Annotated in this window: 22 protein-coding genes and 1 riboswitch; of the genes, 16 read left to right on the top strand and 6 right to left on the bottom strand. The window is 70.2% G+C overall.

Annotated features, from left to right (window positions below):
* The first annotated feature begins 7 nt into the window (after positions 1–7).
* A complete protein-coding gene (erpA, locus tag OG982_RS07355) occupies positions 8–364 on the top strand; it encodes an iron-sulfur cluster insertion protein ErpA (protein ID WP_008738845.1) in 357 nt (118 codons plus the stop codon).
* Between the two features lie 106 nt (positions 365–470).
* Here erpA and OG982_RS07350 read toward each other — a convergent pair whose 3' ends face one another.
* Together OG982_RS07350 and OG982_RS07345 are read right to left on the bottom strand one after the other, a co-directional pair.
* A complete protein-coding gene (locus OG982_RS07350) occupies positions 471–1934 on the bottom strand; it encodes a hypothetical protein (protein ID WP_266948191.1) in 1464 nt (487 codons plus the stop codon).
* 89 nt (positions 1935–2023) lie between these two features.
* Positions 2024–2251 carry a hypothetical protein gene (locus OG982_RS07345; RefSeq protein ID WP_266788681.1) on the bottom strand — a complete coding sequence of 76 codons (228 nt, stop codon included), beginning with the start codon at positions 2249–2251 and terminating at the stop codon, positions 2024–2026.
* Between the two features lie 133 nt (positions 2252–2384).
* On the opposite strand from OG982_RS07345, the gene OG982_RS07340 reads away from it, so the two are divergent.
* Positions 2385–3359 carry a carbohydrate kinase family protein gene (locus tag OG982_RS07340; protein ID WP_266948189.1) on the top strand — a complete coding sequence of 325 codons (975 nt, stop codon included), beginning with the start codon at positions 2385–2387 and terminating at the stop codon, positions 3357–3359.
* A gap of 94 nt (positions 3360–3453) precedes the next feature.
* On the opposite strand, the gene OG982_RS07335 is transcribed toward OG982_RS07340, so the two are convergent.
* Entirely contained in the window at positions 3454–4833 is a 1380-nt protein-coding gene (locus OG982_RS07335) for a cysteine desulfurase/sulfurtransferase TusA family protein (RefSeq protein ID WP_266788685.1), read from the bottom strand.
* A 283-nt stretch (positions 4834–5116) separates the two neighbouring features.
* Here OG982_RS07335 and coxB point away from each other — a divergent pair, with 283 nt between their 5' ends.
* From coxB to OG982_RS07315, 4 genes are all read left to right on the top strand, one after another.
* On the top strand, positions 5117–6091 hold the full coding sequence (gene coxB / locus OG982_RS07330) for a cytochrome c oxidase subunit II (RefSeq protein ID WP_266788687.1): 975 nt from the start codon (positions 5117–5119) through the stop codon (positions 6089–6091).
* On the top strand, positions 6088–7818 hold the full coding sequence (gene ctaD, locus OG982_RS07325) for a cytochrome c oxidase subunit I (RefSeq protein ID WP_266788688.1): 1731 nt from the start codon (positions 6088–6090) through the stop codon (positions 7816–7818). Before coxB ends, ctaD begins: the two co-directional genes overlap by 4 nt.
* Positions 7815–8213: a cytochrome c oxidase subunit 4 gene (locus OG982_RS07320; RefSeq protein WP_266788690.1), complete on the top strand. Its 399-nt coding sequence runs from the start codon at positions 7815–7817 to the stop codon at positions 8211–8213. The genes ctaD and OG982_RS07320 overlap by 4 nt, the downstream gene beginning before the upstream one ends.
* Positions 8214–8336: 123 nt before the next feature.
* Entirely contained in the window at positions 8337–9584 is a 1248-nt protein-coding gene (locus OG982_RS07315; protein WP_266788692.1) for an Ig-like domain-containing protein, read from the top strand.
* A 160-nt stretch (positions 9585–9744) separates the two neighbouring features.
* Here the strand turns inward: OG982_RS07315 and OG982_RS07310 are convergent, their stop codons facing one another.
* Positions 9745–10149 (bottom strand): hypothetical protein, encoded by a 405-nt coding sequence (locus OG982_RS07310; protein WP_266788694.1) that lies wholly within the window; start codon positions 10147–10149, stop codon positions 9745–9747.
* Positions 10150–10336: 187 nt separating this feature from the next.
* On the opposite strand from OG982_RS07310, the gene OG982_RS07305 reads away from it, so the two are divergent.
* The 7 genes from OG982_RS07305 to OG982_RS07275 all read left to right on the top strand — a co-directional run bounded on the left by OG982_RS07305 (position 10337) and on the right by OG982_RS07275 (position 18174).
* Positions 10337–10957 (top strand): heme-copper oxidase subunit III, encoded by a 621-nt coding sequence (locus OG982_RS07305; RefSeq protein ID WP_008738823.1) that lies wholly within the window; start codon positions 10337–10339, stop codon positions 10955–10957.
* A 76-nt stretch (positions 10958–11033) separates the two neighbouring features.
* On the top strand, positions 11034–11843 hold the full coding sequence (locus OG982_RS07300; protein ID WP_266788697.1) for a c-type cytochrome: 810 nt from the start codon (positions 11034–11036) through the stop codon (positions 11841–11843).
* A complete protein-coding gene (locus OG982_RS07295; protein ID WP_266788699.1) occupies positions 11840–12898 on the top strand; it encodes a ubiquinol-cytochrome c reductase iron-sulfur subunit in 1059 nt (352 codons plus the stop codon). The genes OG982_RS07300 and OG982_RS07295 overlap by 4 nt, the downstream gene beginning before the upstream one ends.
* Positions 12895–14523 carry a cytochrome bc complex cytochrome b subunit gene (locus tag OG982_RS07290; RefSeq protein WP_266788701.1) on the top strand — a complete coding sequence of 543 codons (1629 nt, stop codon included), beginning with the start codon at positions 12895–12897 and terminating at the stop codon, positions 14521–14523. Before OG982_RS07295 ends, OG982_RS07290 begins: the two co-directional genes overlap by 4 nt.
* Positions 14524–14679: 156 nt before the next feature.
* A complete protein-coding gene (gene trpD, locus OG982_RS07285) occupies positions 14680–15744 on the top strand; it encodes an anthranilate phosphoribosyltransferase (protein WP_266788703.1) in 1065 nt (354 codons plus the stop codon).
* A 110-nt stretch (positions 15745–15854) separates the two neighbouring features.
* Positions 15855–15971, top strand: a riboswitch (SAM riboswitch).
* Positions 15972–16188: 217 nt separating this feature from the next.
* Positions 16189–17586, top strand: a complete 1398-nt coding sequence (locus OG982_RS07280; protein ID WP_266948187.1) for an aminotransferase class V-fold PLP-dependent enzyme — start codon at positions 16189–16191, stop codon at positions 17584–17586.
* Positions 17587–17598: 12 nt separating this feature from the next.
* Positions 17599–18174, top strand: a complete 576-nt coding sequence (locus tag OG982_RS07275; RefSeq protein ID WP_266788707.1) for a ferredoxin — start codon at positions 17599–17601, stop codon at positions 18172–18174.
* A gap of 32 nt (positions 18175–18206) precedes the next feature.
* Here OG982_RS07275 and OG982_RS07270 read toward each other — a convergent pair whose 3' ends face one another.
* Together OG982_RS07270 and OG982_RS07265 are read right to left on the bottom strand one after the other, a co-directional pair.
* Entirely contained in the window at positions 18207–18488 is a 282-nt protein-coding gene (locus OG982_RS07270) for an Lrp/AsnC family transcriptional regulator (RefSeq protein ID WP_008738815.1), read from the bottom strand.
* Positions 18485–19207, bottom strand: a complete 723-nt coding sequence (locus OG982_RS07265; RefSeq protein ID WP_266788708.1) for a rhomboid family intramembrane serine protease — start codon at positions 19205–19207, stop codon at positions 18485–18487. The genes OG982_RS07270 and OG982_RS07265 overlap by 4 nt, the downstream gene beginning before the upstream one ends.
* A 137-nt stretch (positions 19208–19344) precedes the next feature.
* Between OG982_RS07265 and OG982_RS07260 the strand changes: the two genes are divergently transcribed.
* The 3 genes from OG982_RS07260 to OG982_RS07250 all read left to right on the top strand — a co-directional run bounded on the left by OG982_RS07260 (position 19345) and on the right by OG982_RS07250 (position 22294).
* Positions 19345–19584 (top strand): hypothetical protein, encoded by a 240-nt coding sequence (locus OG982_RS07260; RefSeq protein WP_030036330.1) that lies wholly within the window; start codon positions 19345–19347, stop codon positions 19582–19584.
* 39 nt (positions 19585–19623) lie between these two features.
* Positions 19624–20988, top strand: a complete 1365-nt coding sequence (locus OG982_RS07255) for an NYN domain-containing protein (protein WP_266792145.1) — start codon at positions 19624–19626, stop codon at positions 20986–20988.
* Between the two features lie 265 nt (positions 20989–21253).
* Complete coding sequence (locus OG982_RS07250; RefSeq protein WP_266788710.1) at positions 21254–22294, top strand: C40 family peptidase; 1041 nt, start codon at positions 21254–21256, stop codon at positions 22292–22294.
* Positions 22295–22450 lie beyond the last annotated feature (156 nt).

Here is a 22450-nt window from a genome sequence, read left to right as displayed (position 1 = left end):
AATGCAGATGTCCGTACAGGACGACAAGACCACCGTGAGCGACGGCATCCTCCTGTCCGACGCCGCCGCCGAGAAGGTCAGGACCCTGCTGGAGCAGGAAGGCCGTGAGGACCTGGCGCTGCGCGTCGCCGTCCAGCCCGGCGGCTGCTCCGGCCTGCGGTACCAGCTCTTCTTCGACGAGCGCTCCCTCGACGGCGACGTCGTGAAGGACTTCGACGGCGTGAAGGTCGTCACGGACCGGATGAGCTCCCCGTACCTGCACGGTGCCTCGATCGACTTCGTCGACACCATCGAGAAGCAGGGCTTCACGATCGACAACCCGAACGCCACCGGCTCCTGCGCCTGCGGCGACTCGTTCAGCTAACCACACCCGTCCGGGCGGAGCGTTGCGCGCCGAGCCCGGGCGAACGAGAGGGCCCGGCCACCGTCTGGTGGCCGGGCCCTCTCGCGTTCCCGCGCGTACCGGGTGCCTACTGGCGGGGGAGCGGCTTGCCCGAGGTCGCGTCGACGACCTTCCGGTCACCCAGCGGCTCCCGGAGCGTGGCCGTGACGGTCATCTCCTGCGCGAGCATGATGCAGGCCTTCCCCGGCTGGTTCGGGGTGTCGATGATCTTGACCAGGACCGACTCGGGCTGCTCCCGCGCCTCCAGGGCGTACGTGCTGCACACGCTGCCCCAGAAGTTCACCGTCAGCTTCCGGTCGGCCTGCGCGTACGAGTATCCGGGCACGGTACGTCCGTTCCCGGGGGCCGCGGTGGCGTCGTCGGCCGCCGCCGGCTGGACCACCGTGTGGCTCGGGGCGCCGTCCTTGCCGGCCACCTCGAACAGCCAGGCCGGCACCAGACCCCGCGCGCCGTCGACCGTCCCGGGCGCCAGTCCGAGCACGGCCGCCTTGACGGTCTCGGTCCGCGGCGGCTTCATCGGCCGGGGCTCCGGGTTGCAGGGCAGCGGGTCACCGGGCCCGACCGGGGTGTCCGGCTCCAGCGGGACCGAGGTCGCGCAGCCGCTCGGGCCGGGGCCGGTGCCGTCCGGGCCCTTCCCCTTCTCGTTCAGCCGGGCCAGCGCCTCGACGGCCCCGACCAGCTTCTGCTCGCCGGCGCGCACGGGGGCCTTCAGCTCGCCGCTGCCCGCCAGCACCTCGGAGCCGGGGCCGACGCTGATCTTCGTGGCCCAGCCCTGCGTGGGCAGGCCGCCGATCACCGGGTCCGCGGTGACGGACCGGGCCGAGCCCTCCGTGAGGCGGGCGTCCAGCCTGGCTCCGTCCTGGCCGGCGGCCGCGAGCACCGGGGCCGCGGCGGCCTTCGCGGCCTCCTCGCTGACCGGTTTGCCCTGCGCCGTCTCGCCCTGCGCCGGACTGCCCTGCGCCGCCTTGCCGGGTCCCGCCTCCAGTGGGAGCGTGCCGGGGCCGCAGGTGTCCTTGCCGCGCACGCAGTCGTCCCCGGCGCCGTTGCCCGGCTGGTAGCGGCTGAAGTTCCAGGTGCCCGGAGCCTTGAGGTTCACCGTCAGCCGGGGGCCCGAGCCGTCGCCGCTCTCCCCGGCCTGCCACGTCTCGCCCGCCAGCCGCGGGGCGCCCTCGATGCCGAGGGCCGCCGCCAGCCGGGCCACCTCCTGCGAGGTGACCTCGCCGGACGCGGCGAAGGCGGGCGCGGTGTCCGGCGCCTCCGGCAGCTTGACCTCCGCCCGGTACGTCACCCCGGCCCCGTTCGGGTCCGGCTCGCCGGGGGCGATGCCGGGGCCTGAGGGGCTCGGCGCGACACGGGGCGCGGAGGCCGAGCTGTCCCCCGTACGGCCACCGCCCCCGCCGTCCCCGTAGGCCGTGGACGCCCAGTACGCCGTACCGCCGCCCGCGATCAGGACGGCGGCGGCGATCGAGCCGATGGCCCAGGCCGGCCGCCGTCGTGCGCCGCGTGATGTGTCGGGTTCTTCGCTGGTCACCGCATCGCTCCTTCGCCTGTCCCGCTGGTTCGCTTCGGGCTTGATGCGGGTGTGACGGAACGGGAGCGCTCCTGGTTCCCTGCCCGCCGCTAGACGTCCCCGTACGCCGCCGTCGCGGCGATCAGGCGGGCCGAGGCGGGCGGGACGCTGATCCCGTGGATCTGCGAGGGCGCCACCGGGTCCGGCCGGGGCCCGGCCGGGACCGCCCAGTGCGGGGCCATCCGGGCGCAGTCGCCCAGCAGCCGCGCGAAGCCGGGGCGCCCGTCGGGCACGTACTCGGTGTACTCGGTGTAACCGAAGTCATCCGTGTAGGTCATGGGGGCACCGTAGGCACCCCGCGGGCGACGAAGAAAGAGCTACTACGGGGTAGTTTCGTATGGTCGGCTTCCCTTGCTGGTACCAGGTAGTTTTGACTGTCAGCTTGCCTTCCTTCGCAGGAGCGTCCACGCCGTGCGTATCGCAGTCACCGGCTCCATCGCCACCGACCACCTCATGACCTTCCCCGGCCGTTTCGCCGACCAGCTGGTCGCGGACCAGCTGCACACGGTCTCCCTCTCCTTCCTTGTCGACAACCTCGACGTCCGCAGGGGCGGTGTGGGCCCGAACATCTGCTTCGGCATGGGACAGCTCGGCAGCCGCCCGATCCTCGTCGGTGCCGCGGGCTACGACTTCGACGAGTACCGGGCCTGGCTGGACCGGCACGGCGTCGACACCGAGTCGGTGCGGATCTCCGAGGTTCTGCACACCGCGCGCTTCGTGTGCACCACGGACTCCGACCACAACCAGATCGGCTCCTTCTACACGGGCGCGATGAGCGAGGCCCGGCTGATCGAGCTGAAGGCCGTCGCCGACCGGGTGGGCGGGCTGGACCTCGTCCTGATCGGCGCGGACGACCCCGAGGCGATGCTGCGCCACACCGAGGAGTGCCGGACCCGGGGGATCCCCTTCGCGGCCGACTTCTCGCAGCAGATCGCGCGGATGGACGGCGACAACATCCGCACCCTGATGGAGGGCGCGACGTACCTCTTCTCGAACGAGTACGAGAAGGGGCTCATCGAGTCGAAGTCCGGCTGGAGCGACGAGCAGATCCTGGCGAAGGTCGGCACCCGCGTGACCACGCTGGGCTCGCGGGGCGTGCGGATCGAGCGGGTCGGCGAAGAGCCGATCGTGGTCGGCTGCCCGGAGGAGACCGCGAAGGTCGACCCGACGGGTGTCGGCGACGCGTTCCGCGCCGGGTTCCTGACGGGGCTGGGCTGGGGCGTCGGCCTGGAGCGGGCGGCGCAGCTGGGCTGCATGCTGGCGACGCTGGTCATCGAGACCCTGGGCACCCAGGAGTACACCCTGGCCCGCGCCCACTTCATGGAGCGCTTCACCAAGGCCTACGGCGAGCCCGCCGCCTCCGAGGTCCGCGCCCACCTGTCGTAACCCTTGGGGCTCCGCCCCGGACCCCCAGCGCCTCGAACGCCGGCGAGGTCGGATCGGTCGGCGTTCGAGGGCCGGGTCCGGGCGGGCCCGGCCGTCACAGCAGGCGGCGGACGGCGTACGCCACGCCCTCGGGGCGGGGGGATTCCCCCAGGTACGCGTGGCCCCGCATCGCGCACCACGCCGGGATGTCCAGCCGCGCGACCTCGTCGTCCGACAGGACGGTCACGGTCCCGCCCACCGGGACCGTGCCGATGGCCCGGGCCAGCTCGATCACCGGCTGGGGGCACCGCAGCCCCAGCGCGTCCAGCTCCACGGACTCCGCCACCGGCGCCGCCGGCTCCGGCTCCGCCACCCCCAGCTCCGCCCGCACCCCCGCCACCACCCCCGGCAGCACCTCCAGGAAGCCGTTGACCTCCTCCGCCGTGGTCCCGGCCGGCAGCGAGACCCGGACGTTCCCCTCCGACAGCACCCCCATCGCCCGCAGCACATGACTCGGGGTCAGGGTCGAGCTGGTGCACGAGGACCCCGAGGACACCGAGTACCCCGCCCGGTCCAGCTCGTGCAACAGGGTCTCGCCGTCCACGTACAGGCAGGAGAAGGTGACCAGGTGCGGCAGCCGCCGCTCCGCGTCGCCCACCACCTCCACGTCCGGCACCAGCCGCGCCACCCGCCGCCGGATCCGGTCCACCAGCACCCGCAGCCGGGCCGCCTCCGCGTCCGCCTCCGCCCGTACGGCCCGCAGCGACGCCGCCGCCGCGACGATCGCCGGGAGGTTCGCGAAGCCGGGGGAGCGCCCCGACTCCCGCTCGTCCGCCGGGCCTTGGGGCGAGAAGCGCACCCCCTTGCGCACCACCAGCAGGCCGACCCCGGGCGGGCCGCCCCACTTGTGCGCGCTGCCCGTCAGGATCGACCAGGCCCCTGCCACCGGCCCCCACCCCAGCGACTGCGCCGCGTCCACGAGCAGCGGCACCCCGGCCGCCCCGCAGACCTCCGCCACCTCGGCCACCGGCTGCACCGTGCCCACCTCGTGGTTGGCGGACTGCAGGCACGCCAGCGCCGTCGTCGCCGTCAGCGCGGCCGCGTACCCGTCGGCCGCGACCGCGCCGGTCCGGCCGACCGGGACCTCCGTGACCGTGCCGCCGGCCGCCGCGTGGGTCTCGGCCGCGTGCAGTACGGAACTGTGCTCGACCGCCGATACGACGAGATGCCCGCCGACGCGGCGCCGCCCCGCGAGCGCCCCCGCGATGCCCGAGTGAACCGCGTGCGTCCCCGAAGGAGTGAACACGAGCTCGTCGGGGCGAGCGCCCACCGCCTCGGCGGCCGCCTCCCGCGCGGCGTCCAGCAGCAGTCTGGCCCGCCGCCCCTCCCGGTAGAGCCGGGCCGGGTCCGACCACCCCTCGTCCAGGGCGGCCAGCAGCGCCTGACGGGCCACGGGATGCATCGGGGCGGCGGACGCGGTGTCGAAGTAGGGCATCCCGCCACGCTAACCGGAGGCCGGGAGCGACCGAGGTCAGGGGCCGTCAGATGTCGTCCGGAGCCCACCATTCAGGGCCGGATGGACCGTCCCCCGGACGGCGGATCCATCCCTTCGGGGGCAGTAGCGGCGCGTTGGGCACCCTCCCCGCGCGACCCCAAATAGCGTCCAGTAGGGTTTGGTCCGCATAAACATCCAAACCCCTGCCTGCGTCAGGGCCGGCGACCGACCCGAATACGGCCGCGCCCGGCCGCGCGGGCCGAGACTCTCGGGAAGGCGCTACGTGAGTCCCTACGGCTCCGACCGCTCGCCGCGGCGCCCGATGCGGCGGAAGCTGCTCCAGGCGCTGACTGCGGGCGCGGTCCTGGCGACCGCCACTGGTTGCTCGTACAACTGGCAAGACTTCCCCCGCCTCGGAATGCCCTATCCGGTCACGGAGGAGGCGCCTCGCATCCTGTCCCTGTGGCAGGGGTCGTGGGCAGCTGCCCTCATCACGGGCATCCTGGTCTGGGGCCTGATCATCTGGAGCGTCATCTTCCACCGGCGCAGCCGGACGAAGGTGGAGGTCCCTCCGCAGACCCGGTACAACATGCCCATCGAGGCGCTGTACACCGTGGTCCCGCTCATCATCGTCTCGGTGCTCTTCTACTTCACCGCGCGTGACGAGTCGAAGCTCCTCGCCCTCACCCCCAAGCCGGCGCACACGATCAACGTGATCGGCTACCAGTGGAGCTGGGGCTTCAACTACATCGAGAACGTCGACGGTGACGCCGCGACCCCGAAGGCGGGCGAGGTTCCCAAGGAGCTCGCCTCCATCCCGGACCGCTTCACCAAGGACTTCCCGGCGGGCGCCGAGGGTGTCTACACCCAGGGCGTCCCCGGCGAGCGCAACCCGGACACCAACAACCCGGGCCCGACCCTCTACCTGCCCAAGGGTGAGAAGGTCCGCTTCATCCTGTCGTCGAACGACGTCATCCACTCCTTCTGGGTGGTGCCCTTCCTGTTCAAGCAGGACGTCATCCCGGGCCACACCAACGTCTTCGAGGTCACGCCCAGCCAGGAAGGCACCTTCGTCGGCAAGTGCGCCGAGCTGTGCGGTGTCGACCACTCCCGGATGCTCTTCAACGTGAAGGTCGTCTCGCCGGAGGAGTACCGGGCGCACCTGAAGGAACTGGCGGAGAAGGGCCAGACCGGCTTCCTCCCCGCCGGCATCAAGCAGACCGACCCGGCCCGGAATGCGGAAGTGAACAAACTGTGAGCATCCTCAACGAATCCCAGGGTGCCGCCGCCGACTCGTATGAGAACGAGCTGCCGGTGCGGCGCAAGCAGCCGGGCAACGTGATCGTGAAGTGGCTGACCACGACCGACCACAAGACCATCGGCACGATGTACCTGGTCACGTCGTTCGTGTTCTTCCTCATCGGCGGTCTCCTGGCGCTCTTCATGCGCGCCGAGCTGGCCCGTCCGGGCACGCAGATCATGTCGAACGAGCAGTTCAACCAGGCGTTCACCATGCATGGCACGATCATGCTGCTGATGTTCGCCACCCCGCTCTTCGCGGGCTTCGCGAACTGGATCATGCCGCTGCAGATCGGCGCGCCCGACGTGGCGTTCCCGCGGCTGAACATGTTCGCGTACTGGCTGTACCTCTTCGGCTCGACCATCGCGGTGGCCGGCTTCGTCACGCCGAACGGCGCCGCCGACTTCGGCTGGTTCGCCTACTCCCCGCTGTCGGACGCCGTCCGCTCGCCGGGCATCGGCGCCGACATGTGGATCATGGGTCTGGCCTTCTCCGGCTTCGGCACGATCCTCGGCTCGGTCAACTTCATCACCACGATCATCTGCATGCGCGCCCCCGGCATGACGATGTTCCGCATGCCGATCTTCACCTGGAACGTCCTGCTGACCGGTGTCCTGGTCCTGCTCGCCTTCCCGGTGCTCGCCGCCGCGCTCTTCGCGCTGGAGGCCGACCGCAAGTTCGGTGCGCACGTGTTCGACGCCTCGAACGGCGGGGCATTGCTCTGGCAACACCTCTTCTGGTTCTTCGGACACCCAGAGGTGTACATCATCGCGCTGCCGTTCTTCGGAATCGTTTCCGAGATCATCCCGGTCTTCTCCCGCAAGCCGATGTTCGGTTACATCGGTCTGATCGGTGCGACGATCGCGATCGCCGGCCTCTCCGTGACCGTGTGGGCCCACCACATGTACGTCACCGGCGGTGTGCTCCTGCCGTTCTTCTCCTTCATGACCTTCCTGATCGCGGTCCCGACCGGTGTGAAGTTCTTCAACTGGATCGGCACCATGTGGAAGGGCTCGCTGTCCTTCGAGACCCCGATGCTCTGGACGATCGGCTTCCTGGTCACCTTCACCTTCGGTGGTCTGACCGGCGTCATCCTGGCCTCGCCCCCGATGGACTTCCACGTCTCCGACTCGTACTTCGTCGTCGCGCACTTCCACTACGTCGTCTTCGGCACCGTGGTCTTCGCGATGTTCGCCGGCTTCCACTTCTGGTGGCCGAAGTTCACGGGCAAGATGCTGGACGAGCGCCTCGGCAAGATCACCTTCTGGACGCTGTTCATCGGCTTCCACGGCACGTTCCTGGTGCAGCACTGGCTGGGTGCCGAGGGCATGCCGCGTCGTTACGCGGACTACCTCGCCGCCGACGGCTTCACCACGCTGAACACGATCTCGACGATCAGCTCGTTCCTGCTGGGCCTGTCGATGCTGCCGTTCATGTACAACGTCTGGAAGACGGCCAAGTACGGCAAGAAGATCGAGGTCGACGACCCGTGGGGCTACGGCCGTTCGCTGGAGTGGGCGACGTCCTGCCCGCCGCCGCGGCACAACTTCCTCACCCTGCCGCGGATCCGTTCCGAATCCCCGGCGTTCGACCTGCACCACCCGGAGATCGCGGCCCTCGATCACCTCGAGGACCACAGCGTGCCCACCAAGGCAGTCACCGGTGGCAAGGAGGCCGGCAAGTGAAGATCCAGGGCAAGATGTTCCTCTGGCTCTCCTTCTTCATCCTGATCATGGCCGTCGTGTACGGCGTGTGGTCGAAGGAGCCCGTAGGCACCACCGCGCTCTTCCTGGCCTTCGGCCTGAGCGTCATGATCGGCTACTACCTGGCCTTCACGGCCAAGCGCGTGGACGAGATGGCCCAGGACAACCTGGAGGCCGACGTCGCGGACGAGGCGGGCGAGCTGGGGTTCTTCTCCCCGCACAGCTGGCAGCCGCTCTCGCTGGCCATCGGTGGCGCACTCGCCTTCATGGGCGTCGTCTTCGGCTGGTGGCTCATGTACTTCTCGGCCCCGGTCATCCTGGTCGGTCTGTGGGGCTGGGTGTACGAGTACTACCGCGGTGAGAACCAGAACCAGTAGCACCTGCGGCACGTAGGCAGCACCACCACGTGGGGCCCGGGTACCTCGAACAGAGGTACCCGGGCCCCTCGTTTGCAGTCATCCCGCGCGCCGGATTTCTCATATCTTCATAGCGTTGGCTCCATGAAGCACTCACCGCGTCTTTGGACGGTACTCAGCTGCTCCCTGCTGGTCGCGTCCCTCGGGGCCGGCGCCACCGCATGCGGGTCGTCCGCCGACAACCCGCTGTCCGCCCGCCCGTACGACGCGGGCGACAAGATCGCCTTCAACCAGGTCGCCGGCACCCGCCCCGTGGACCACAGCCGGCCCCTGGAGGTCACCGCCAAGAGCGGTGGCGGCCGGATCACCGACGTCACCGCCGTGGACACCCACGGCCGCCGCCTGGCGGGCGAGCTGTCCGCCACCGGGGACCGCTGGCACAGCACCGTCCCGATGGCCGCCGGTGTCCGCTACACCGTCATCGTGGGCACGGAGGACGAACGCGGCGCTCCAGGGCAGCGCACGCTCACGTTCGACACCACCCCGGCCAAGGGGGTCCTCAAGGTCGAATTCGGCCCGGAGGAGGGCAAATACGGCGTCGGACAGCCGCTCACCGCCGAACTCAACGAGCCCGTCAAGGACAAGGCCGCCCGCGCGATCGTGGAACGCGGCCTGATCGTCGACGCGCCGCCCGGAGTCGTCGGCAACTGGTACTGGGTGGACGACAAGACGCTGCACTATCGCCCGAAGGACTACTGGCCCGCGCACAGCACTGTCTCCGTACGGAGCAATCTGGAGGGCATCAAGGTCACCGACGAGCTCTACGGCGCCGCGGCCAAGCCGGTGACGCTGGAGATCGGCGACCGCGTCGAGGTCACCACCGACGCCTCCTCGCACTACCTGGAGTTCAAGCGCAACGGAGAAGTGATCAACACCATTCCGGTGACCACCGGCAAGCCCGGCTTCTCCACCCGCAACGGGGTCAAGGTGGTCCTCGGCAAGCAGTACTTCGTCCAGATGCGCGGCGACACCGTCGGCATCGGCGGCAGCGAGTACTACAACCTGCCGGTGTACTACGCCACCCGGGTGACATGGAGCGGTGAATACGTGCACGCCGCGCCGTGGTCCGTCGGCTCCCAGGGCTACGAGAACGTCAGCCACGGCTGCACCGGCATGAGCACCGGGAACGCCGCCTGGTTCTACGAGAACATCACCGAGGGCGACATCGTCAAGGTGATCAACAGCATCGGCGACGACATGGACAACTTCGGCAACGGCTACGGCGACTGGAACCTGGACTGGAAGGACTGGCGCGAGGGCAGCGTGCTGCTCAAGGGCACCGAGGAAGGCCGCAGCGCGCTCGACCAGGCGCGCCTGCGCCCGCAGGTCTGACCCCCGCGCGCCGGCGCCCCGGTCGGCGCCCCGCAAGCCCCTCCTGGACCCCGCAGGCCCCATAAGGCCTGGCCAGGGCCCTTGCGGGCCTCGCGGGGCGGTACGTCCACCACCGGTGCGCGCGGAGCCTCACGGCCCCCGCGCGCCGGTCGCGCCCGCCTCAGGCCGCGTTGGAGGACAGCCGCGCCCGCAACAGCCCCGCCAGGGCGTCCGCGAACTCCACGGGGTCCACCGGAAGGGTCACCGCGGCGTCCGCGCGGCTCCACGTGGCCAGCCAGGCGTCCTGCGGGCGCCCCATGAGCAGCAGCACCGGCGGGCAGCGGAAGATCTCGTCCTTGATCTGGCGGCACACGCCCATGCCCCCGGCCGGGACCGCCTCGCCGTCCAACACGCAGACGTCGACACCGCCCGCGTCCAGTTCGCTCAGGACCGCCGGAAGCGTCGCGCACTCCACGAACTCCACGGGCGGCAGGTCCGCCGCCGGCCTGCGCCCGGCCGCCATCCGCACCTGCTCCCGGGTACCCGCGTCGTCGCTGTAGACCAGAACCCGCGCAGTCGCCCGCATTTCGTCCTCCACACGTCACGTGAACCACGTTGATGTTGCGCGGGATGCTACTCCGTCCGACCCGGTGTCAACATCGGTTCGGACAGCCTCGCGATCGACGATCTGATGGGCCGTTCGGGCCTTGCACACGCCCTGGACACTCCGAACGGCACCCCCCGGGGTGAGGGCGGGATAAGCGACCGACATAATGTCGGTCGTGGCGACAGCAACGACAGTAGATACCGGGCACGCGCACCCGACGGTCAACCGGCCGAACCTCGTCAGCGTCGGAACCATCATCTGGTTGAGTTCCGAGCTGATGTTCTTCGCGGCCCTCTTCGCGATGTACTTCACCCTGCGATCCGTGACGGGCGCCGAGTACTGGACAGAGCAGGCCTCGGCCTTGAATCTGCCCTTCTCGGCGACGAACACCACGATCCTGGTGCTCTCCTCGCTCACCTGCCAGCTCGGCGTGTTCGCCGCCGAGCGCGGTGACGTGAAGAAGCTCCGGACGTGGTTCATCATCACGTTCGTCATGGGTGCGATCTTCATTGGCGGCCAGGTGTTCGAGTACACCGAGCTGGTCAAGCACGAGGGCATGAGCCTCTCGTCCGGTCCGTACGGCTCGGTGTTCTACCTGACCACCGGCTTCCACGGTCTGCACGTGACGGGCGGTCTCATCGCCTTCCTGCTGGTCCTCGGCCGGACGTACGCGGCCAAGAGGTTCACCCACGAACAGGCCACGTCGGCCATCGTCGTGTCCTACTACTGGCACTTCGTCGATGTCGTCTGGATCGGCCTCTTCGCCACGATCTACCTGATCAAGTAGCGAATACGTCACCGGGCCCGGCCCGGTACTCCATCCAGAAACACCGACGCAGAAGATCCTGACACCGGGGTAATCCGTGAAAAAGCTCTCCGCACGACGACGCCATCCGCTGGCGGCGGTCGTCGTTCTACTCTTCGCGCTGGCGGTCACTGGGGGGCTGTACGCCGCCTTCGCGCCCGCGGGCAATGCGCAGGCCGACGAAACCGCCCAGTCCCTCGCCATCGAGGAGGGCAAGAAGCTCTACGCCGTGGGTTGCGCAAGCTGCCACGGAACCGGCGGTCAGGGTTCCTCTGACGGCCCGAGCCTGGTCGGCGTCGGCGCTGCGGCCGTCGACTTCCAGGTGAGCACGGGCCGCATGCCCGCCCAGCAGCCCGGCGCCCAGGTGCCGAAGAAGCCCGTCATCTACACCCAGGCCCAGACGGACCAGCTGGCCGCCTACATCGCCTCCCTCGGCGCCGGCCCCAGCACGCCGACCGAGAAGCAGTACGACCCGGCGGGTGCCGACATCGCCAAGGGTGGTGAGCTGTTCCGCAACAACTGCGCGCAGTGCCACAACTTCACCGGCGAGGGCGGCGCACTGACGAACGGCAAGTACGCCCCCAACCTTGAGGACGTCTCGCCGAAGCACATCTACGAGGCCATGCTCACCGGCCCGCAGAACATGCCCTCCTTCCCGGACAGCACCATGCCGGAGAAGCAGAAGAAGGACATCATCGCGTACCTCCAGAACGTGAACGGCGAGAAGTCGACCAGCCCCGGTGGCCTGAAGCTCGGTGGCCTCGGCCCCGTCTCCGAGGGTCTGTTCGGCTGGATCTTCGGTCTGGGTGCGCTGATCGCTGTCGCCGTCTGGGTCGCGGCCCACACCGCTAAGGCCAAGAAGTCATGAGTAGCCAAGACATTCCCGAAGAGAAGCACCTGCCGAGCGAGCAGGGCGACGCGCACCACGGTGGTGTCGCGGTGGCGGACGACCCGTTCGCCGACCCGGGCCTGCCGGTCCACAAGCCGCGCATCCAGGACATCGACGAGCGGGCCGCGAAGCGCTCCGAGCGCACCGTGGCCATGCTGTTCACGCTGTCGATGCTCGCCACGATCGGCTTCATCGCCTCCTACGTGACCCTCCCGGTCGACAAGATCGTTTTCATCTTCCCCATCGGGAAGGTGAGCGCGCTCAACTTCGCCCTGGGCATGACCCTGGGCACGGCCCTCTTCTGCATCGGCGCGGGCGCGGTCCACTGGGCCCGCACCCTGATGTCCGACGTGGAGGTCGCCGACGAGCGCCACGCGATCGCGGCGCCGGCGGAGGTCAAGGCGAAGGTCCTCCAGGACTTCGCCGACGGTGCGAACGAGTCCGGCATCGGCCGTCGCCCGCTGATCCGCAACACGATGCTCGGCGCGCTGGCCATGCTGCCGCTGTCCGCCGTCGTGATCCTGCGCGACCTGGGCCCGCTGCCCGAGGTCAAGCTCCGCAAGACGGTCTGGGCCAAGGGCAAGCTGCTCATCAACCAGAACACGATGGAGCCGCTGCGTCCCGAGGACGTGGCCGTCGGTTCGCTGACCTTCGCCATGCCGGAAGGCCTGGAGGAGGAGCAGCACGACTTCCAGGTCCAGATCGCCAAGGCCGCCCTGATGATCGTCCGTATCCAGCCGGAGAACATCAAGGACAAGAAGGAACTGGAGTGGTCCCACGACGGGATCGTGGCCTACTCCAAGATCTGTACCCACGTCGGCTGCCCGATCAGCCTGTACGAGCAGCAGACGCACCACGTGCTCTGCCCGTGCCACCAGTCCACCTTCGACCTCTCCGACGGCGCCCGAGTCATCTTCGGCCCGGCTGGTCACGCGCTTCCGCAGCTGCGGATCGGCGTCAATGACGAAGGTTTCCTCGAGGCGCTCGGCGACTTCGAAGAGCCCGTCGGTCCTGCATTCTGGGAGCGCGGATGAGCACTGCCACTGACACCAAGGCACGCAAAGCGCCGGCCGGCGAACGCGTAGCTGACTGGGCGGACGGCCGCCTGGGCATCTACTCGCTCGCGAAGTCGAACATGCGCAAGATCTTCCCGGACCACTGGTCCTTCATGCTCGGCGAGATCTGCCTCTACAGCTTCATCATCATCATCCTCACGGGTGTGTACCTGACGCTGTTCTTCCACCCGAGCATGAACGAGGTCGTGTACCACGGCTCGTACGTGCCGATGCAGGGCGTCACGATGTCCGAGGCGTTCGCCTCGACCCTGGACATCAGCTTCGACGTCCGCGGTGGTCTGCTCATCCGGCAGATCCACCACTGGGCGGCCCTGATCTTCGTCGCCGCCATGCTCGTGCACATGATGCGCGTGTTCTTCACCGGCGCGTTCCGCAAGCCGCGTGAGGTCAACTGGGTCTTCGGTTTCCTGCTGCTGGTCCTCGGCATGTTCACCGGTTTCACCGGTTACTCGCTGCCGGACGACCTGCTCTCGGGCACCGGTGTCCGCTTCATGGAGGGCGCGATCCTGTCCGTGCCGATCGTCGGCACGTACCTGTCGTTCTTCCTCTTCGGCGGAGAGTTCCCGGGCGGCGACTTCGTCGCGCGGTTCTACTCGATCCACATCCTGCTGCTGCCCGGCATCATGATGGGCCTGCTGGTGGCCCACCTGATCCTGGTCTTCTACCACAAGCACACCCAGTTCGCGGGTCCCGGCAAGACGAACAACAACGTCGTCGGCATGCCGCTGCTGCCGGTCTACATGGCCAAGGCCGGAGGCTTCTTCTTCCTGGTCTTCGGTGTCATCGCGGCCATCGCGGCGATCGCCTCGATCAACCCGATCTGGGCGCTCGGCCCGTACCGCCCGGACCACGTGTCCACCGGTGCGCAGCCCGACTGGTACATGGGCTTCTCCGAGGGCCTCATCCGTGCCATGCCCGGCTGGGAGATCAACCTCTGGGGCCACACGCTCGTCCTGGGCGTGTTCGTCCCGCTGGTGATCTTCCCGCTGGTCCTGGCCGCGATCGCGGTGTACCCGTTCATCGAGTCCTGGGTCACCGGGGACAAGCGCGAGCACCACATCCTGGACCGCCCGCGCAACGTCCCGACCCGTACGGGCTTCGGTGTGGCATGGCTGACGTGGTACGTCATCCTGCTGATCGCCGGTGGAAACGACATGTTCGCGCAGTACTTCCACCTGTCGATCAACGCGATCACCTGGTTCGCCCGCATCGCGTTCTTCGTCGGCCCGGTCATCGCCTTCATCATCACCAAGCGGATCTGCCTCGGCCTCCAGCGCCGGGACGCGGACAAGGTGCTGCACGGTCGCGAGACCGGCATCATCAAGCGCCTGCCGCACGGTGAGTTCGTCGAGGTGCACGAGCCGCTCTCGCAGAGCAAGCTGCACACCCTCACCGCGCACGAGCAGTACAAGCCGGTCGAGATCGGCCCGACGGTCGACGAGAACGGTGTCGAGCGCAAGGTGAAGCTGACCGAGAAGCTGCGCGCCAAGCTCAGCAAGGGCTACTACGGGGAAGACAACTTCATCCCCAAGCCCACGGTCGAGGAGTACAAGGAGATCCAGAGCGGCCACGGCCACCACTGATCCCCCGCACCACCGTTTGAGGGACTGATTACGGCCAGTCCCGGTGTCGCCACGGCGAGAGCCCCGTCCAGTGTCTGGACGGGGCTCTTTGCCGTCCTCCGGGGCTGGATAGGCTGAACCCCTTCCCATTTCCACGTGGACCATCAGGAGCGGACCATGAACGTTGTGACCCCGGCAGGCGGCGACAGCGTGGCGGCCCGCGGCTGGCCGGGCCTCCTCGACGCCCTGCTGACCGGCCACGACCTCGGCGCGGACGACACGGCCTGGGCCATGGACCGGATCATGCGCGGGGAGGCCACCGACGCCCAGATCGCGGGCTTCGTGGTCGCGCTGCGCGCCAAGGGGGAGACCGTCGAGGAGATCAGCGGCCTCGTCGGGAGCATGTACGAACACGCCAACCTGATCGAGGTGCCGGGCCGGACGGTGGACATCGTCGGTACCGGCGGCGACGGGGCCAAGACGGTGAACATCTCCACGATGTCGGCGATCGTCGTGGCCGGCACGGGCGCCAAGGTCGTCAAGCACGGCAACCGGGCCGCGTCCTCCGCGAGCGGGTCCTCGGACGTCCTGGAGAAGCTCGGCGTCAACCTGGACCTGACCCCCGCCGGGGTGGTGCGGGTGGCAGAGGAGGCCGGGATCACGTTCTGCTTCGCCGTGAAGTTCCACCCGGCGCTGCGGCACGTGGCCGCCGCCCGCAAGGAGCTGGGCATCCGGACCCTGTTCAACTTCCTCGGCCCGCTGACCAACCCGGCGCGGGTACGGGCCCAGGCGACCGGGGTGGCCGACCCGCGGGTCGCGCCCATCGTCGCGGGCGTGCTCGCCGAGCGGGGCTCCTCCGCGCTGGTCTTCCGCGGCGACGACGGCCTCGACGAGCTGACGACGACCGCGACCTCCCGGGTGTGGTGGGTCCGCGACGGCGGGGTGCAGGAGCGGCCGTTCGACCCGCGCGACGTGGGGATCGCCCTGGTCGACGTCGCGGAGCTGCGGGGCGCGGACGCCTCGTACAACGCGGACGTCGCCCGCCGGCTGCTGGCCGGGGAGACGGGCCCGGTGCGCGACGCGGTGCTGCTGAACTCGGCGGCGGCGCTGGTGGCGCTGGACCCGTCGGCGGCGTCGCTGGAAGAGCAGATCGCCGCCGGGATCGCCCGTGCGGCCGAGTCCATCGACTCGGGTGCGGCGCGGGCCGCGCTGGAGCGCTGGGTGGCGGCGAGCAACGCGTAGAGGTCCGGCCGCGGCCGAGCGGTGCGAGAACGGCGTGAAAGCGCAGACCCCGGTCCACGATGCGGACCGGGGTCTTGCGCGTGCGGGATCTTGTGGCAGGATGCTGACCAGGTCACGAGTGACAGCGTTTAGGCCCCGGCTTGCTGTCCGGCAACCCTCCTTCCGTGGCGGGGTGCCCCGGGTGATGACCAGGTCGTAGGCAGCAAGGCCTACGGCAAGCGCGGATCCCTCGACACCAGGGGTCCTGGTCTCTCGAGGAGCGTTTTCCGTGAGCAAGCGAATGCGATAGGGCGAATCCGCCCCTTCTTCACCCCTCGGAACAGGGTCACTTCCGTGTACCCCCGTTCATTCCGAGGTCCTTCCCGTACCCCGGACGGCTGCCGAGCCGTACCCGCGTACGGGCACACCGAAGCCATTCAGCCCTGCCTGCCGGGAGATACCGCCATGTCCGCATCCCTGAACGCCGCCGCCACCGCCGCCACCGTCGCCGCCTCCGCTTGCGAGCCCGGCTGTGCCACCGAGCCGCTCGCCGTCCTCGGCCGCGACGTCACCGTCCCGCTCGTCACCGGCGGCGAGGTCACCTACGCCGCCCTCGACTACGCGGCCAGTGCCCCCGCGCTCCAGCGGGTCTGGGACGACGTGGCCGCGTACGCCCCGTACTACGGCAGCGTGCACCGCGGTGCGGGCTACCTCTCCCAGCTGTCCACGGACCTCTTCGAGCAGAGCCGGGTCACCGTCGCCGAGTTCCTCGACTGCCGTCCGTCCGACCAGGTGGTCTTCACCCGGTCCACCACCGACTCCCTGAACCTGCTCGCCGCCGTGCTGCCGGCCGACTGCCAGGTCTTCGTCTTCGAGACCGAGCACCACGCCTCGCTGCTGCCGTGGACGAACGCCCGGGTCACCTACCTCAACGCGCCGCGCACCCCGGCCGAGGCCGTCGCGACGCTGGAGCGGGCCCTCGCCGACCGCGACCCGTACGGCCCGGCGCTGGTCTGCGTGACCGGCGCGTCCAACGTCACCGGTGAGCTGTGGCCGGTCAGGGAGCTCGCCGCCGCCGCGCACGCCCACGGGGCGCGGATCGTGCTCGACGCCGCCCAGCTGGCCCCGCACCACCCCGTCTCGGTGCGGGAGCTGGACGTGGACTGGGTCGCCTTCTCGGGGCACAAGCTGTACGCGCCGTTCGGCTCGGGCGTGCTGGCCGGCCGGGCGGACTGGCTCCAGGAAGCCGAGCCGTACCTCGCGGGCGGCGGCGCCTCGCGGAAGGTGGCCCGCCGCGAGGACGGCGGCGTCGACGTCGAGTGGCACACCACGGCCGCCCGCCACGAGGCCGGCTCCCCGAACGTGATCGGCGTCTACTCGATCGCCTCGGCGTGCAAGGCCCTGACGGAAGCCGGGTTCGAGAGCCTCGTCGAGCGGGAGCGCCACCTCATCGCGAAGGTCCGCGAGGGCCTGGCGGAGGTTCCGGCGGTGCGGGTCCTGTCCCTCTTCGGGGACGACGCGCCGCGCGTCGGCGTCATCTCGTTCGTGGTGGACGGCTGGAACAGCTCCCACTTCGCCGCCGCGCTGTCCGCGGAGTACGGGATCGGCGTCCGCGACGGCCTGTTCTGCGCGCACCCGCTGGTGCGCACGCTGCTGGGCAGCGAGCCGCAGGCCCAGGGCGAATGCGGTGCCCCCGAGGCGGCCCCGGGCGAGCGCTCCCTCAACGCCATCCGCGTCAGCTTCGGCGCCGGCACCCCCGACGAGCACGTCGACCGCTTCGTCCGCGCGGTGCGGGAACTCGTCGCGGACGGCGCCAAGTGGCAGTACCGCACGGAGGAAGGCCGCTGCGTGCCGGCCGTCTGACATCGTTCGTCCATGACGTACTGGGATCCGATACCGACCGTCCGGGCGCTGGTGGGCCGTCCGCATCCGCTGTGGCGGGGCGACCGGGTGAGCCGCGACTGGTCCGGACCGGCCCCCGACGGTTGGGAGCAGCGGGACTGGCGCGGCGTTCCGGGTCCGTTCTATGCGGCCAACTCCGACAACTGCCTCACCGGACGGCAGTGCGCGCCCGACCACGTCACGTACGACGACCACGGGAGCGAGTTCGTGTACCGCCAGCCCCGGACGCCCGCGGAGGTGCATGCGCTGACCTGCGCCGCCGAATGTGAACCGTTCGGCTCGTACGGCGGTGACGGCGACGCGCACTGGACGCCGGAGTCCGTCCGGGACTGGTGGCGGAACCGGGCACGGGTGCGCGAGTGGGCCGTGGGGGTCGGGTGGGGTCCCTGGGCGACCGCCCCGAGCGACTGGATGAACGATGCCGCCGGCGGAGCACGGGCGTACGTGGCCCACATCGACGGGGACCTCGGGGAGTACCTGCGCGGGTACCTCTTCCGGCTCCGGGAGGGTCGCCCGGCCCGGGTCGGCGAGGGGCTGCCCGGGCTCTGAGCCCGGGGGGTCCGGCGCGCGCCCCGCGGAGGCTACGCGTCCAGGCCGATGGCGAAGGCAGCTTCCAGGTCGTGCTGGGAGTACGTGCGGAACGCGACGTGGGTGTCCGTCGCCTCGACGCCCGGGATCTTGCTGATGCGGCCCGGGATGATGTCCGCCAGGTTCTCGTGGCGGGCCACGCGGACCAGGGCGATGAGGTCGTACGTACCGGTGACGGAGTAGACCTCGCTGACGCTGTCCAGCGCGGCGATGGACTCGGCGATCTCGGGGATGCGGTCCACGCTGGTCTTGATGAGCACGATCGCGGTGATCACGGTTGGCTGTCTCCCTCGGTGGCCGTCGCTGGTCGCCTCACTCTAGTCGCACGCCGGTAGCGCACCCACGCGTAGAGGAAGCCCAGCGAGAAGCCCACCAGGTGGGCGAGGTAGGCGACCCCGGGGCCGCTCTCCGCGCGGTGCGCCGCCAGCCACTGGAGGGCGAACCAGAACAGCAGCACGAGCCACGCCGGGAACCGGAGCGGCAGGAAGAGCAGGAACGGGAACAGGCTCGTCACCCGCGCCCGCGGGAACAGGCACAGGAACGCGCCCAGCACCGCCGAGATCGCCCCGGACGCCCCGACCAGGGTCTGGTCCGAGGAGGCGTTGGCCGCCGCGTACGCCGCGAGGGCGAGGTAGCCCGTACAGACGGTGAAGCAGAGGAACTCCGGTCGGCCCATCCGCTCCTCCGTCATCGCGCCGAAGACGTAGAGGAACAGCATGTTCCCGAGCAGGTGCAGCCAGCTGCCGTGGACGAACAGCGCGGTCAGCGGGGTCAGCAGGGCCCGCGCGGAGCCCGCGAAGAGCTCGTCCGGGACCACGCCCCAGCGCCGGAAGTAGGCCGTCCCCGTCGCCAGCAGCTGGTCGCCCGTCCCGTATGACGGGTTCAGGCCCGAGGCCGGGCCCATCAGGAACACCACGCAGCACGTCGCGATCAGGGCGTGGGTGATCACCGGGCCCCGCGCGGCCTCACGGACGGCCCGCCACCTTACGATCATGCGACCGAGCATGACGCAACCGGACCCACCCGGAGCGGTGGCAGGCCGTAGGGTTACGAGCTGCGTGCGCCGACACCTGCGCGGACCGGCCGGGCGACGGCTTTAATTGAATGAGCTACGAAGGAGAGAGCGGCCTGATGACGGTTCCCCTGCCGACCGACACCACCCGGTGGCGCTGCACCCTGTGCGGCAACCTCACGCGGTTCGACGTCACCCGTTCGTCGAAGGTCGTCGAGTACATCCACCTCGACCTCGCCGGGGAGCCCAAGGTCGAGGAGCGCGAGGTGGTCAATGAGACCATCGAGTCGGTGCGCTGCCGCTGGTGCAACGCGGTGGACCAGATCGAGCTCGTGGACAGGCCGGGCGCGGACTCCTGAAGGAGCCGGGCCCACAGTAGATCACGGTAGGGGTGACGGATCGTGGAGCCAGCAAGCGGCGCTGAGCCGGCCGACGCGGCCGGCGACGCCGCCGACGCGCTCGACCGCCCGCTGCCCGAAGGGGTGCGGCGCCGGGTCATCGCGCTCGTCTCGGACGCGTTCGGCGGACTGACGGTCGCGGACCTCCCGGCGCAGCTGCGCCAGTACGCCCGCTTCACCCCGACCCGGCGCGCCAAGTTCGCCGGGAACGCGATGGCGGCGGCGGTGGAGACGGACGCCGTCTTCCGCGGCCGCGTCGCCGAGAAGCTGCGCGAGGCCCAGGCGGAACTGGCCACCGCGCTGGAGTCCGGCGCCCCGCCCGCCGCCGCCGACCCCCTGGACGTGGCGGCCGCCGCGTACGTCCTGCGCCCGGCCGGCTGGGTCAAGCTGGTGGCCGCCGCAGGCGAGGAGGCCCAGCGGGCCGACGCCGAGCGGGCCGACGAGGAGAGCAGGCGCGAACTGGACCGGCTCCGCGAGGAACTGGCCCACGTACGGGAGCTGCAGCGCACCGGCGGTGAGCAGGTGCGCGCCGAGCTGGACGCGGCGCGCCGGGAAGCGGAATCGCTTCAGCGCAAACTGCGCAGCGCCCTCAGCGACGTCAAGCGGGGCGAGGCCGCGCTGCGCAAGGTCACCGCCGAGATCGACGGCTTCCGGGCGGAGGCCGCCGCGCAGGTGGCGGCCGCCGAGAGCGAGAGCCGGCGGCTCAAGTCCCGCCTGGCGGAGGTGGAGACGGCGCTGGAGACCTCCCGCCGGGCCACCCGCGAGGGGCGCAGCATCGAGGACATGCGGCTGCGGCTGCTGCTCGACACCGTGCTCGACGCGGCCGCCGGGCTGCGCCGCGAGCTGGCGCTGCCGCCGGTGTCGACGCGGCCCGCGGACACCGTCGACGCGGTGGAGCCGGGCCGGATGACCCCGAAGGACATCGCGGCGCGGGCCCTTTCGGAGACCGACCCGGCGCTGCTGGACCAGCTGCTGGCGCTGCCCCAGGCGCATCTGGTGGTCGACGGCTACAACGTGACGAAGACGGGCTATCCGACGATGCCGCTGGAGAAGCAGCGGCTGCGGCTGCTGGGCGGGCTGTCGATGCTGGCCGCGCAGACGGGCGCGGAGATGACCTGCGTCTTCGACGGGGCGGAACTGGCGGCCCCGGTGCTGCTCGCGCCGCCGCGCGGGGTGCGGGTGCTGTTCTCCAAGGCCGGGGTGACGGCGGACGAGCTGATCCGCCAGCTGGTGCGCGCCGAGCCGGCGGGGCGGCCGGTGGTCGTGGTCTCCACGGACCGCGAGGTCGCCGACGGCGTGGCGAAGGCCGGGGCCCGTCCGGTGACGTCCGCCTTGTTGCTGAAGCGGCTTTCGCGCGTTTCGTAACCGCCAGGCTGAATGCCCGAATTGGCCCGTCCTGTGGAGGACGTACCGTCAAGTGCCCGGCACAGAGCGTGCGCTGAAGGTAAAGAAGCTGGTCGGGGACCGATTTTTTGCCCGCCAGGATTTGAACTGATCACAGGCGGGTCACTAGGGTCTGGTCAAACCTTCGTGCGGTAGGTCACTCATTCGGGGTGCCGGCGGAGGTGCTGCCGAGTGCGCATCGTTGCGCGCGCCGTTCGGCGGCCAGAGGAAGAAGGAGCTCGCCTTCGTGGCGTCCCACCGTCGACCCAAGCAGCCGAACCGCGCCCGTGTGACCTTCCTCACCGCCACGGCGGCGGCGGCGGTCGCCCTCTCGGCCCACGGCGCCAGCGCCGCCCCGGCGAAGCCGAGCAAGGACGAGGTCAAGGCCAAGGTCGACGCCCTCTACGAAGAGGCGGAGCAGGCCACCGAGAAGTTCAACGGGGCCAAGGAGCGCCAGGAGAAGCTCGAAAAGGAGATCGGGCAGCTCCAGGACCGGGTCGCCCGCGGCCAGGACGAGCTCAACCAGCTTCGCAACACGCTCGGTTCGATGGCCAGCGCCCAGTACCGCAGCGGCGGCGTGGACCAGTCCATCGCCCTCTTCCTCTCCGCCGACCCGGACGACTACCTCGACAAGGCCGCCACGCTCGACCAGTTGACGGGCAAGCAGGTCGAATCGGTCACGAAGATCCAGGCCAAGCAGCGCAGCCTCGCGCAGGAGCGCCAGGAGGCCGCCGGCAAGCTCGCCGACCTCGACGCCACCCGCAAGGAGCTCGGCGAGAAGAAGAAGGTCACGGCGGACAAGCTCGCCGAGGCCCAGGCCCTCCTCAACACCCTGACGGCGCAGGAGCGCGCACAGCTCAAGGACGACGAGGCCAAGTCCAGCCGCGCCAGCCGCAGCGAGGGCGAGCGCGCCCCCGACCTCGGCGACGTGAAGCCCTCCGGTCGCGCGGGCGCCGCGCTCGCCGCCGCCAAGACCAAGCTGGGCAGCGCGTACATATCCGGCTACGAGGGCCCCACCGCCTTCGACTGCTCCGGGCTGACGCAGTGGGCGTACAAGCAGGCCGGCGTCAACATCAGCCGCACGACCTTCACGCAGGTCAACGACGGCACGCGCATCGGCCGCAGCCAGCTCCAGCCGGGCGACCTGGTCTTCTTCTACGGAGACCTGCACCACGTCGGCCTGTACGCGGGCAACAACATGACGCTGCACGCCTCGAACCCGCGCGGCGGCGTCAAGTACGAGTCGATGGACAACATGCCGTTCCAGTTCGGCGTCCGCGTCGGCTGATCGTCCGCGTCGGCCGAACCGCACGGGCTGATCGTCCGTGCGGGCTGAGTGTCGGGCGCGCCGTACACCGCCCATCCGGGCGAATTACGAGGCCCCGCTCTGACCACACGCCCCGCCGGTGACCTGCGTCTGAGGCGGGGCGTCACTGTGTGTGCC

It is taken from the genome of Streptomyces sp. NBC_01551 (assembly GCF_026339935.1).
Classification (GTDB): Bacteria; Actinomycetota; Actinomycetes; order Streptomycetales; family Streptomycetaceae; genus Streptomyces.
This window is presented reverse-complemented; position numbering and strand designations above follow the sequence as displayed.